This is a genomic window from Novosphingobium panipatense, from assembly GCF_900182875.1.
GTDB lineage: Bacteria > Pseudomonadota > Alphaproteobacteria > Sphingomonadales > Sphingomonadaceae > Novosphingobium > Novosphingobium panipatense.
On sequence record NZ_FXUI01000003.1, the window covers coordinates 401,370 to 413,302 of the forward strand.

At 64.9% G+C, this 11,933-nt stretch carries 12 protein-coding genes and 2 tRNA genes; 7 read left to right on the plus strand and 7 right to left on the minus strand.

The features are described 5' to 3' along the window. Positions 1-2 precede the first annotated feature (2 nt). Entirely contained in the window at positions 3-902 is a 900-nt protein-coding gene (locus QOL62_RS07280) for a tetratricopeptide repeat protein (protein ID WP_103727625.1), read from the minus strand. Between the two features lie 211 nt (positions 903-1,113). On the opposite strand from QOL62_RS07280, the gene QOL62_RS07285 reads away from it, so the two are divergent. The 3 genes from QOL62_RS07285 to QOL62_RS07295 all read left to right on the plus strand — a co-directional run bounded on the left by QOL62_RS07285 (position 1,114) and on the right by QOL62_RS07295 (position 1,822). Then, positions 1,114-1,188: transfer RNA gene (locus QOL62_RS07285), tRNA-Gly, on the plus strand. A gap of 113 nt (positions 1,189-1,301) precedes the next feature. Beyond that, complete coding sequence (locus QOL62_RS07290; protein WP_103727573.1) at positions 1,302-1,646, plus strand: hypothetical protein; 345 nt, start codon at positions 1,302-1,304, stop codon at positions 1,644-1,646. Positions 1,647-1,747: 101 nt separating this feature from the next. Further along, positions 1,748-1,822, plus strand: a tRNA-Gly gene (locus tag QOL62_RS07295). A gap of 129 nt (positions 1,823-1,951) precedes the next feature. Here the strand turns inward: QOL62_RS07295 and QOL62_RS07300 are convergent. Both QOL62_RS07300 and QOL62_RS07305 read right to left on the minus strand, forming a co-directional pair. Next, on the minus strand, positions 1,952-3,298 hold the full coding sequence (locus QOL62_RS07300; RefSeq protein ID WP_283405753.1) for a TldD/PmbA family protein: 1,347 nt from the start codon (positions 3,296-3,298) through the stop codon (positions 1,952-1,954). Positions 3,299-3,388: 90 nt separating this feature from the next. Continuing rightward, positions 3,389-3,814 (minus strand): hypothetical protein, encoded by a 426-nt coding sequence (locus QOL62_RS07305; RefSeq protein WP_103727575.1) that lies wholly within the window; start codon positions 3,812-3,814, stop codon positions 3,389-3,391. Positions 3,815-4,014: 200 nt separating this feature from the next. Here QOL62_RS07305 and lptB point away from each other — a divergent pair, with 200 nt between their 5' ends. The 3 genes from lptB to QOL62_RS07320 all read left to right on the plus strand — a co-directional run bounded on the left by lptB (position 4,015) and on the right by QOL62_RS07320 (position 7,295). After that, positions 4,015-4,812 carry an LPS export ABC transporter ATP-binding protein gene (gene lptB, locus QOL62_RS07310; RefSeq protein WP_283405754.1) on the plus strand — a complete coding sequence of 266 codons (798 nt, stop codon included), beginning with the start codon at positions 4,015-4,017 and terminating at the stop codon, positions 4,810-4,812. Positions 4,813-4,922: 110 nt separating this feature from the next. Further along, positions 4,923-6,422 carry an RNA polymerase factor sigma-54 gene (rpoN, locus tag QOL62_RS07315; RefSeq protein WP_283405755.1) on the plus strand — a complete coding sequence of 500 codons (1,500 nt, stop codon included), beginning with the start codon at positions 4,923-4,925 and terminating at the stop codon, positions 6,420-6,422. A gap of 273 nt (positions 6,423-6,695) precedes the next feature. Further along, positions 6,696-7,295 carry an energy transducer TonB gene (locus QOL62_RS07320; RefSeq protein WP_283405756.1) on the plus strand — a complete coding sequence of 200 codons (600 nt, stop codon included), beginning with the start codon at positions 6,696-6,698 and terminating at the stop codon, positions 7,293-7,295. Between the two features lie 271 nt (positions 7,296-7,566). On the opposite strand, the gene dinB is transcribed toward QOL62_RS07320, so the two are convergent. Then, positions 7,567-8,697, minus strand: coding sequence for a DNA polymerase IV (gene dinB, locus QOL62_RS07325; protein ID WP_283405815.1), 1,131 nt, complete (start codon positions 8,695-8,697; stop codon positions 7,567-7,569). A 106-nt stretch (positions 8,698-8,803) separates the two neighbouring features. Between dinB and QOL62_RS07330 the strand changes: the two genes are divergently transcribed. After that, complete coding sequence (locus QOL62_RS07330; protein ID WP_233203711.1) at positions 8,804-10,054, plus strand: multidrug effflux MFS transporter; 1,251 nt, start codon at positions 8,804-8,806, stop codon at positions 10,052-10,054. Positions 10,055-10,073: 19 nt separating this feature from the next. Here QOL62_RS07330 and QOL62_RS07335 read toward each other — a convergent pair whose 3' ends face one another. From QOL62_RS07335 to QOL62_RS07345, 3 genes are all read right to left on the minus strand, one after another. Further along, complete coding sequence (locus tag QOL62_RS07335) at positions 10,074-10,220, minus strand: lmo0937 family membrane protein (protein WP_103727580.1); 147 nt, start codon at positions 10,218-10,220, stop codon at positions 10,074-10,076. An 88-nt stretch (positions 10,221-10,308) separates the two neighbouring features. Beyond that, the gene (locus tag QOL62_RS07340; protein ID WP_283405757.1) at positions 10,309-11,271 is read right to left on the minus strand and encodes a phytoene/squalene synthase family protein; all 963 of its coding nucleotides are present in this window, start codon (positions 11,269-11,271) and stop codon (positions 10,309-10,311) included. Positions 11,272-11,338: 67 nt separating this feature from the next. Beyond that, entirely contained in the window at positions 11,339-11,932 is a 594-nt protein-coding gene (locus QOL62_RS07345; RefSeq protein ID WP_283405758.1) for an LOG family protein, read from the minus strand. Position 11,933: the final 1 nt, after the last annotated feature.

Consider the following 11,933-nt stretch of genomic DNA (forward strand, 5'->3'; position numbering starts at 1 on the left):
CGTCAGCCGAACAGCAGCGTGGAAAGCTTGCGCCGGGTCGCGGAAACCCAGGGATCCTCCAGGCCGATGGCCTCGAAGATCTGCAGGAGCTTGCCGCGTGCCGCGCCCTCGTTCCATTCGCGATCGGCGGCGATCATGCGCAGGAGCGTTTCAGCGGCAGCATCCCGTTCGCCCGCTGCGAAGGCTGCTCCGGCGAAGGCGAACTGCGCGTCCATGTCCGCTGGACGCTCGGCGGCGGCGGCACGCAGGGCGGCAAGTTCCCCATCCTCCGGCTTGTCCTTGGCAAGGGCGAGAGTGTTACGGGCACGCTCCACGTGGGGATCGGTGGAAAGCGGTTCGCCCAGAGAATCCAGAACCTGCTCAGCCTCCTCGATCCGGCCAGCGGCAACGAAGGAGCGGACGAGGCCCGCGAGCACTTCGCCGTTGTCCGGCGCCAATTCCAGGATCTGCATGAAGATGCTTGCCGCCCGCTCGCCATCGTCCTGGGCAAGCGCTTCCTCGCCCATGGCGATAAGCGGCGCGAGGTCGGGCTGGTCTTCGCCAGCAGGCTGAACCGGAAGCTTCGCGAGGAGCTGGTCCAGCATTCCCTTCAGCTGCGATTCGGTCCGGGCGCTGGTCAGGTCCGCGACGGGCTGGCCCTGGAAGATCGCATAGACCGTGGGGATCGACTGTACTCGAAACTGCGCGGCAATGAACTGTTCTTCATCGACGTTCACCTTGGCAAGGAGCACGCCCTTGTCGGCGTATTCCGCCGCCACCTTTTCAAGAATGGGCGTGAGCGCCTTGCAGGGGCCGCACCATTCAGCCCAGAAATCAAGGATCACGAGCTGGGTCATCGAAGGCTCGGCCACCGCCTTGCGGAAACGGTCAACTGCCTTCTGCTCGTCGAGATTGAGACCCATGCTGGCCAAGATTCGTGCTCCGTTTCGTGAAATGTCGGTCATAGATTGGCTCTTCCGCACCGTTTGTGAAGGGCGAATGCGCCATTGTGGCCGGTTTCGCGGCTCAGTGAAAAAACTTTGCTTTTTCCGCTTGCGACGCCCCTGAACCGCTGCTAGTGGGCCGCCTCCACCCCGGACCCGCCGCTTAGGCAGCGGGCTTCGAAGCGCCAGAGCGGGCGTAGCTCAGGGGTAGAGCACAACCTTGCCAAGGTTGGGGTCGAGGGTTCGAATCCCTTCGCCCGCTCCAGTTTCCTTTCATCGCGAACATATTTCCCTTCGGGGTCAGCGCGTGGTTTTCCGGCGCGCGATGAGGGTAAGTTCGATTTGAAACATTCACATTCCGCCGCGATAGTCGCGCGCATGCAGAACCTCTTCCGAATCCTGTTCTGGCTGGCGCTTGTCCTGGCCGTCACGATGGCCGTGCTGCCGCATCCGCCAACCCTGCCGGGTGCGCCTAGCGACAAGCTGCAGCACATGATGGCCTTCGCCACGCTCGCGGTGCTGGCCGTGCTCGGTCATCCGCGCGTGCCCAAGCTGGTTATCGCTCTCGCCCTTGTCGCCCTGGGAGGCGCGATCGAGGTCGTGCAGATGATTCCCTCTCTCAATCGCGATGCGGAGATGGCGGATCTGGTGGCAGACGGCTTTGCCGTGCTGGTCATGTTGGGCGGTGTCACCTTGATTCTCGGAATACGCAGGTCTCGCTGAAGTTTTTGTGAAAGCGCCTCTTGCAGAGGGTGAGAACCGCTGCTAGTGGCCCCTCCACCCGATCGGAAGGCGCTTTCGCCGCCGATCCACCAAACGCCAGAGCGGGCGTAGCTCAGGGGTAGAGCACAACCTTGCCAAGGTTGGGGTCGAGGGTTCGAATCCCTTCGCCCGCTCCAGTTTGCCTTTCAACCGACATCTATAAACACGCCACCTGCCCATTTTTCAGATGGTGCGTTGCGCTTCGCGGGTCGCTCTCAAGTGGCTGCCGGACGGGACGAAGTCCGCGCCCGGCCGGCTGGTGCAGCTCAGTCGCCTGCCACCGTCATGCCATCAATGCGAAGGGTGGGCACGTTGACCGCGCGATGCCATTCAAGGTCGTTGGCAGGCGTCAGCTCGCGGAACATGCGCAGCAGGTTGCCCGCGATGGTGAATTCGGCGATCGGGCCGGCAAGTTCTCCGTTTACGATACGGAAACCGGCGGCACCCCGGCTGTAGTCGCCGGTCACGCCATTGACGCCCTGTCCGATCAGTTCCGTGACGTAGACGCCGTCAGCGATGCCGGCCATCAGTTCGGCAGGCGTCGCGGTCCCCGCCGCGAGGTGGACGTTGCTGGCGGAAATGCCTGGGGCACCGCCTCCATTGCGGGCGGCATGCCCAGTGGGCGCAAGGTTGAGCTGGCGGGCGGAGGCCGAATCAAGGAGCCAGCCGGTCAGGCGGCCATCCTCGATGATGTTGCGCGCGCTCGTCGCCAGGCCTTCGCCATCGAAGGGCCGGGAGCGCAGGCCGCGCGGCATGTGCGGATCATCCACGACCAGCACGCCCGGCGCGAAGATCTGCTCATCCAGCTTGTCGAGCAGGAAGCTGGAGCGCCGCGCGATGGCATTGCCCGTGATCGCGCCGAGCAGGTGCCCGACGATGGAGCCGGAGACGCGCGGGTCGAAGATGACCGGCAGGACGCCGCCCTTCATCTTGCCCGATCCCAGTTTCGCCACCGCTCGTTCCCCTGCGAGGCGGCCGATGTCGGCGGGCGAGGGCAGGTCCGCGTAGTGGTGCGCGCTCCGCCAGGCGTTGTCGCGCTGCTTTTCCGCACCGTCACCGCTGACGACCGATGTGCTGAGGGAGTGGCTTGTCGAACCGTGGGCGCCCGCGAAGCCATGGCTGGTCGCAAGCGCGAAGACCCCGTGTCCGAAGCTTGCTGTGGCGCCGTCCGAGTTGGTGATGCCTTTCAAGGCGCGCGCCGAATCCTCGGCTTCCAGCGCGGCCTCTCGCAGCGCCTCGGGGGAGGGTTCGTGCGTATCGATGAGGTCGAGATGGGGGAAAGGGCCGCGGGTGAGGCGGTCCTGCGGAGCGAGGCCGGCGAATGCATCCTCCGGTGCGGCACGGGCCATGTCGATGGCCCGTGCGGCCAGTTCGTCCAGAGCGGCGGGGGAGAGGTCCGAAGATCCGATGCTGGCAGAGCGCTGACCGATGAACACCCGCAGTGCGATATGTTCGCTCTCCGACCGCTCCACGTCCTCCAGCTTGCCGAGCCTTACCTGGATGCCTTCCGAGGAGCTTGCGCCATATACGGCGTCGGCAGCTTCGGCTCCGGCCCTGCGCGCGCGCTCGACGAGATCGAAAGCCCGATCCCTTGCCTGATCCGGACTGAGCATGCCTGTGAACTCCCGATGATGCGTGTCTTGCGCGTTGCCCTAGTCGCCGTGCCGGCGAAGGGCAAACGGGAGTTTGGAACGGCGCGGCGCTCAGGCGAAGGCGAGGGAGAGCCCCTTGAAGATGGCGGTCAGGGCAAAGGGAAGGCCGATCGCCAGAAGCCAGAGCGCAAGCCGGTCGCGCTTGTAGAAGGGCGCAAGCGCGGGGTCATGCGCTCCTTCGTCGTCCAGCTGCTTCCAGCGGGCCTCGAAGCGGCGGCAGGCCGGGATGATGGCCATGACCAGAACCACAAGCGCGAAGTAGGGCAGCAACGATCCGCCATGGGTCTTGAGCGCGCTTATGGTGACGAAGATCTGGAGGGCGGTGTAAGTGAGCAGCGCGTAGGCGATGTTGTCGCTCATCTTGCGCCGCCAGTCTCCCGTGGGCGCAACCTGCTCTTCGGGGGAGAACGTCGGCGCGGCGCGGGCGCTGGAACCTCGCACCTCCTGGTGCGCTGGGGGGTGTGAAAGGCGGTTCATGAGGGCGGTTCTCCTCGTCGCTGCGACCGTTCCAGTACATCACTGAAAGGCCTTTATGACAAGTTCAGTTCCAATGGCCCTTCGCGATGGCGGCACGCGCCCGGTCGCCTGCGCGGTCATGCACGAAACCTGCCAGGGGCCTGGCGGTATTGCAAATGCCGTCTTGCCGCGCGCTGCCTCCCTGCGGTAAGCCCCGCGCGATGACGGCCGATATCTCGCAGCACCCCACCGCCACCGGCTCGACCGGGGCTATCGCTTCCGCGCTCCTGGCGCAAAACGGCGGGCTTGAGGTAATCTCGATTGCCAAGAGCTACGATAAGCGCGCGGTCCTCACTGACATTTCGCTTTCCGTGGCGAAGGGTGAAGTGCTCGGCCTGCTGGGGCCTAACGGCGCGGGCAAGACGACCTGCTTCTATTCGATCATGGGCCTGGTGCGGCCGGACTCGGGCCGCATCCTGATGGACGGCGTCGACGTCACGCGGCTGCCGATGTATCGGCGCGCGATCCTGGGCCTTGGCTATCTGCCGCAGGAAACCTCGATCTTTCGCGGGATGACGGTCGAGCAGAACATCGGCGCGGTGCTCGAACTGAACGAGCCGGACAAGCACGTGCGGGCGGCCGAACTGGACCGGCTGCTGGACGAATTCGGCCTGACACGGCTGCGCTCCAGCCCGGCGATGGCCCTTTCCGGCGGTGAGCGCCGTCGCTGCGAGATTGCGCGCGCGCTGGCGGCCAAGCCTTCGATCATGCTGCTCGACGAACCTTTCGCCGGCATCGATCCGCTTTCGATCTCCGACATCCGGGATCTCGTGAGGGATCTTAAGACACGCGGCATCGGCGTGCTCATCACCGATCACAACGTGCGCGAGACACTCGACATCGTCGATCGCGCCTGCATCATCTACGGCGGCCAGGTGCTGTTCGCCGGTAGCCCGGAAGCGCTTGTGGCGGACGAGAACGTGCGACGGCTCTATCTGGGTGAGGGTTTCACCCTGTGAATCTGGAAGGCCCTTCGGCAGGCTGGGAACGGACGGGGGCCGATGCGTGTCATCCCGCTTCGCGTGATCCGGGCCTGACGAGGGATCGGTTCATCCCGGACTGCTGAGGGATGGCTCTGGGGCCACGCCTGGATCTCAGGCAAAGCCAGTCGCTGGTGATGACGCCGCAGCTCCAGCAGGCGATCAAGCTGCTGGCGCTGTCAAACCTCGAAGTCGAAGCGTTCATTGGTGAGGCGCTCGACGGCAATCCGCTGCTTGACGTGACTGCAGGGGGAGCATCCACCGATGTGGTGGATGTGGCGTCCGATCTTCGCAGCACCGCTCTTGAAACCTCCGGAGTCGATCGCCTGATCGGCGAAGGGCGCGCCGCTGACGACCGCCCCCTCGACATCGACGCCTCCGCGCTGGACCGAGACCGCGACACCGGTGACGGTGCTGCACGCGGGGACGCCAGTTGGGGCAGTGACATTCGGCTCGGGGGAGAGGACACGCCGGGGTTTGAGGAAAGAGCGGTCCAGGGCGGCACTCTGGCCGAACATCTCGAGGCGCAGATCGGCGCGGTGTGTGGCGACCGACGGGTGGAAGACGTGGCCCGCTACATCATCGGCCAGTTGGATGAAGCCGGCTATCTGTGCGCCAGTGTGCGGGAACTGGCTGGGGATCTTGGCATTGCCGAGAGCGGCGTCGAGGAGGCGCTGCAGCTTGTACAGTTGCTCGATCCCACGGGCATCGGCGCGCGTGACCTGTCCGAATGCATCGCGCTTCAGGCGCGTGAGGCGGATCGCTACGATCCCTTGATGGCGAAGCTGATCGACAACCTCGACCTGCTGGCACGCGGCGACCTGACACGGTTGAAGCGCATCTGCCGGGTCGATGACGAGGACTTCGCTGACATGCTGGCCGAACTGCGCGGCTACGATCCGAAGCCGGGCCTGCGCTTCGGCGGCGAGCCGGGCGCTGCCGTCACGCCGGATATCCTCGTCACGGCCCGCGCCGATGGCGGCTGGGACATCGCATTGAACCAGGATACGCTGCCGCGCCTCGTCGTCAATCGCGGCTATTACGTCGAACTCAGGGGTGAGTGCGACGACAAGGCCGCTCGGGCCTGGCTGTCCGAGAAGCTGGCGGATGCCAATTGGCTGATCAAGGCGCTGGACCAGCGGCAGAAGACGATCCTCAAGGTGGCGGCTGAACTGGTCAAGCAGCAGGAGGGCTTCTTCCGCAAGGGAGTGTCGCACCTGCGTCCCCTGACGCTGCGCTCGGTTGCCGAAGCCATCGGAATGCACGAATCGACAGTGAGCCGCGTGACTTCGAACAAGTTCCTCATGTGTCCGCGCGGCACCTTCGAGCTGAAGTTCTTCTTCAGCTCCGGCGTCGGATCTGCGGAGGGGGAGGGGGGCGCTTCGGCAGAAGCGGTCAAGGCGGCGATCCGGCAACTCATCGATGCCGAGAATCCCAAGGCGATTCTTTCGGACGATGCTCTTGTGGAACTGTTAAAGAACAAGGGCTTCGAGCTCGCCCGCCGGACGGTAGCCAAGTACCGTGAGGCAATCGGTCTTGGAAGTTCGGTGCAGCGGCGCCGTCAGAAGGCGCTCGCCAGCGTGCGGTAGCTCTTCCCCGTGTTGCAATGCAGCGCGAACTTAGGAAGGCAATGATAAACAAGCTGCGAATAAAAGGTTGTCGCGCTTAGTAAATAGTCATTTCCAAGTAGCGATCTTGTGTTATCTTGCCGTCCATAAAGGGTGCTTGACTTGCGGTAAGCTGCTAGATCGGGCCCCAAAAAAATGGAGAGGATGCCCATGTCTTTTGTCGATGGGAGTTCCGGGAGTAAACGCAAGGCCTTGACCGGTGCAGCGGTTGCCGTTGTTCAAGGTGCCTTGGCGGTGGCGATTGTAAACGGGCTGGCTGTCACATTCTTCGAGACCGAAAAACCAAGAAACCTGCCTAGCCAGTTCTTCCCCACTGCGCCCGTCACGCCGCCAGTCGAACCGACACGGGAACCGGAAGCGCAGTCTGTGGTGCCGGTCACGACGCCGGTTATCCCCAAGCCGCGCATAGACCTCGTGCCTGAACTTCCGCAGGACGGTGTCATCATCGATCCGCTTCCGACCACTGCACTGAGCGAGATCAGTCGCGAACCCGCGACGCCCGCGGTGGCCACGAGCGAGCCTGCGTCCCGCTTTGTCGCCGCTAAGGCACGGCCGCGCGGGGACGTTGCACGCTGGGTGACGACGGAAGACTATCCCACTGCAGACGTGCGGGCAGGCAATACCGGCACGGTCGGTTTCCGACTGTCGATCGACGTCACCGGACGCGTGCGGGATTGCAGCATCACGCGAACAAGTGGTCATCCCGGGCTTGATGCCGCTACGTGCCGCCATGTCACGCGGCGCGCGCGCTTCGAACCGGCCACCGACACTGCGGGCCTGCGCGTAACCGGGGTTTACGAAGGAAGCATTCGCTGGGTCATTCCAGTCGACTGACGCACTTGGCGGCCTTCGGGCTGCCCGGCCGGGTCGCGGTCCGTTCCGCCAACCAGTGGACCGCCCCGGCCGCCCCCATAACTGACCGCATCCGCAGAAATGGGGGTGCGACTGTCCTTCCCGGCCTGCCCCCCAAAGACATGGCCGGGAAGGGCTTTCTTCTTGAAGGCGGGCAGATTTCGCATGCGGCGCGGGAACCTGATCCGCCTCTCCGGGTTCTACTATCGTGTCCCCAATACAGGGCGGTCCGCAAGCGGGCCGCCCTTTTTGGTTAGAGCAGGGGCAACTGGCCACTTGCCTCCGATGCGGTGTCATTTGGCCGCTGTTCCAGGCCGGAAAGTGTCAATCCCATCAGCCGGACGGGCTGCGGCAGAGGCAACTGGTCCTGCAACAACGCGTGACCGAGGGTGGCGAATTCGTGCTTGTCCGTGACAGGGTGCGAAAGCGACCGGGCGCGGGTGAGAGTCTGGAAATCCGCATAGCGCAATTTCAAGGTGATCGTTCGGCCACGCGCGCCGGATCGCTCGATCCGCTCCCAGACGACATCGACGATGTGGTCCATGGTCTCCCGCAGAGCCCCGGGATCGACGATGTTCTCTCCGAAGGTGCGCTCGCCACCGACGGATTTGCGCGGGCGGTCGGCGCGGACCTGTCGCAGGTCGACGCCGCGCGCCGCGCGGAACAGGTACTCTGCCAAGCTGCCGAAATGGGTCCGCAGGAAGGCGAGGTCCCTCGCGGCAAGGTCCGCACCGGTCTCGATGCCGAGTCGGGCCATCTTCTCCGCGCCGCGTGGCCCGACGCCGTGGAAGCGCCGAACCGGCAGGCCGGCCACGAAGGCGGCACCTTCCCCCGGCCGGATCACGCAGAGGCCGTCCGGCTTGTTCTGGTCGCTTGCGAGCTTGGCGAGGAACTTGTTGTACGACACGCCGGCGCTGGCAGTCAGCCGGGTGTCCGCCTTGATCCGATGCCGGATTTCCTTGGCGATGCGAGTGGCCGAGCCGATCCCCTTCAGGTCGGCAGTGACGTCCAGATAAGCTTCATCGAGCGACAGCGGCTCCACGTGCGGCGTGTAGTCGAGGAAGATGGCGCGGATTTGCTGGCTCACCTCGCGGTAGACGTCGAACCGGGGCCTGCGGAAGATGAGGTCCGGACAGAGCCTGAGGGCCCGCACCGAGGGCATTGCGGAGCGAACGCCGAAGCGCCGCGCCTCGTAACTGGCGGCCGCCACCACCCCGCGACCTGACGTGCCGCCCACCGCAACCGGTAACCCCCGCAGGGAGGGGTCGTCTCGCTGCTCGACGCTGGCGTAGAAGGCGTCCATGTCGACATGGATGATCTTGCGCAGGCCATCGGCCTCTTCGTCCTCAGCCGGCCCGGAACGGTGATCATGCTGCGGTGACATGCCGATTTCTATAAAGCCGTTGATGATATTTCCGCCACCCGGTTCGTGTTTTAGCTGGAACCGGGGGTGCATCTGCGGCATTCGCTTGCCCATGAAGTCCCCAACCATGCGTGATCAGAACTTTCCCATGGGGGAGTTCGAGTTTGTGGCCATGATGGCTGCCTTTCAGGCGCTGCAGGCCCTGGCGATCGACGTGATGCTTCCGGCGCTCGGCACGATCAGCGCGGACCTTCAGGTGGCGGATCCCAACCAGCGGCAGCTCATCGTCGGCGTCTTCCTGATCTGCTCGGGTCTGGGGTCGTTGTTCCCGGGAGCCATCGCTGACCGCTTCGGCAGGCGCCCCGTCGTGCTGGCGGCGATCACGACCTACGTTGTCCTTTCGCTGGTGTGTGCCTTTGCCGCCAGCTTCGAGCTCCTGCTGATTGCGCGTGGGGTAATGGGATTCGTCACATCCGCCATGGTCGTCATGCCCATGACCATCCTTCGCGACCGGTTCGAGGGGGATCGGATGGCGCGCAGCCAGTCGATGATAGCCATGACGTTCATGGTGGTGCCCATGATCGCACCGATGCTGGGTCAGTCGGTGCTGCTTTTCGCGGGGTGGCGTTGGATCTTCGGGATCATGGGCGCGATTGCCGGTGTGATCTTCGTGTGGGCCTGGGTCCGGCTTCCCGAAACTCTTCATGAGGACTATCGCCAGCCGGTCCGCGCCAAGGTCATCGCAGGAAACATGGCCGTGGCGCTCAAGGAGCGCGCTGCCATCGGCTACTTCCTCGGCGCGGCGCTGGTTCAGGGCGCTCTGTTCGGCTACATCAACAGCGCACAACAGCTTCTGGGCGAGCATTTCGGGGCCGGGACCATGTTCCCGCTGCTGTTCGGCGGCATGGCGTTGGTCATGGCCTCCACCAATTTCGCCAACGCCCGCATCGTCGAGCGCTTCGGCGCCCGCCGCGTGTCTCACGCCGCCCTTTTGGGCTACATCGTCATCGGCGCCGTCCACTTCCTGCTGGCGCTGCGCGGCGAGGGCTTGTGGACGTTCCTGCCGCTCATGACCTTGTCGATGTGTATGATGAGCTTCATCGGCTCCAACTTCCAGTCGATCTCGCTTCAGCCGTTCGCCCGCATCGCAGGGGCGGCTGCCTCGGTCATGGCGTTCGTTCGGATGGTGCTGGGGGCGACGCTCGGCGCCTTGATCGGCCAGGCTTACGACGGGACCGCGCGCCCGATCATGGCGGCCATGGTCATCTGCGGCACGGGCGCGTTGGCGCTCGTGCTCTATTCGGAGCGGGGACGGCTGTTTCGCCGGATCAATCCGCCCGAATACTATCGCAAGGCGCCCCCGCCCGTCGGGCAGTAAGGCGCCTTGCAGCGAAGAACTAGACTCGGCGGCCGCGGAAGAGCTGGACGAGACCGACGATGATGGCCAGCACCAGCAGCACGTGAATGACGGCACTGGAGACATTGAAGACCACCAGACCCAGCAGCCAGAGCACGAAGAGTATGGCAGCAATGGTGAACAGCATGGGCGCTTCTCCTGAGGTTTGTTTCAGGAGAAACACCTGCCGCTGACACAGGCTCCCACTTTTATTTCGGCATTGTAAGCGGGATGTCTCAGCGCGCCATGGCCGCAAGTTCGCGCCGCGATGGCGTCGGCTTGCCGGCTGCGCGGGGAGCGCGGCGGGCCTCGGCAAAAGCTGTGCCGATCAGGCGCAGTTTCTGCCATCGGCTGGTGCTCACCCGGTGATCCCAGGCGTGAGCACCAAGGCGTTCGACCTCCCGCGCGATGCCGCCGTAGATGCCAGCGGCGGCGAGCACCGCCCAGCGCTGGCGGAACATCAGGCGGCTGGTACCGAACCGAGCGGAGATTTCGTACTCGCGCGCCAGTGCGCAAGCGCGGGCGACCAGCGGGACCAGCGCATGGCGGTAGTGCGGCTTCGTTACCTCACCCGGCGGTATATCGGCTTCCGCCAGCCACTCCATCGGGAGATAGCAGCGGCCATTGGCGTCATCCTCCGACACGTCGCGCACGATGTTGGCCAGCTGAAACGCGAGGCCGAGGTCGCAGGCGCGGTCGAGCGTGTCGTCATCGTCGGCCGCTACGCCCATGACGGCGGCCATCATGACGCCCACGGCCCCGGCGACGTGGAAGCAGTAGCGCAGCATGTCAGCTTCGGTGCGCGGGCGCCAGTCCGCTGCGTCGAGCGCGAAACCGGCGAGTACGTCATCCACCATGGCGCGGCTGATCGGCGTTTCGCGCATGAGCTGCCCCAGGGCGTCGAAGGCGGCATGGCCGGTATTCTCCCCCGCCACCGCGAGGTCGGTCAGGCTGCGGATTGTGGCGAGCCGCGCTTCCGGGCGAAGGCTACGGCCATGATCTCCGAGCGAGGCGCCGCCGTGGTCCTGATCGTCCGCGATGTCGTCGCAGGCGCGGCACCAGGCGTAAAGCAGCCAGACTCTCTCGCGCGTGGTGCGATCGAAAAGGCGGCTGGCGGCGGCAAAGCTGCGAGAGCCCTTGCGAATGGAATCGTGCGCCGCGATGACGAGCGCGGCGCGGTTCCGTTCGGCCTTCGTCATGCCCCGATAGGCTCCGCTATTATCGCGGACGCTGTTCCCTGGGGAACCCTGTCGAAGCGCATGAGGATCACAGCGTGTTCGGGTCCATGCTGACGATCGGCACGATCGGTTCGTAGGCGCGCATGCGCTTCAGCAAGGGATCGAGCTCGGTTTCCGCCATGATGATGCCTTGGTGGGCGGGGCGGACGAAGCCGACTTCGGCCATGTGGCGGTTGAACTGCAGCAGCCCGTCGTAGAACCCGAAAGCATTCAGGATGCCCACCGGCTTGCTGTGGTAGCCCAGCTGAGACCAGCTCACCGCTTCCCACAGCTCGTCCATGGTGCCGACGCCGCCGGGCAGGACAAGGAAGCCGTCCGACAGGTCGGTGAAGGCGGCCTTGCGTTCGTGCATGGTCTTCACGATCGTCAATTCGCAGTCGTAGTTGGCCACTTCGCCGCCGCGACCGTTGCCGCCTACAAGGGCTTCGGGGATTACGCCGATGCATTCGCCACCGGCGGCCAGGGCGGCTCCGGCTACGGCGCCCATGAGGCCGAGGCGACCACCGCCGTAGACGACGCCGATGCCCTGGCGGGCAAGGGCAGTGCCGACATTCGCGGCAAGCTGGACGTAGCGGGGATCGGCGGGAGTGGCGGAGCCGCAATAGACGGCGAGACGCTTCATG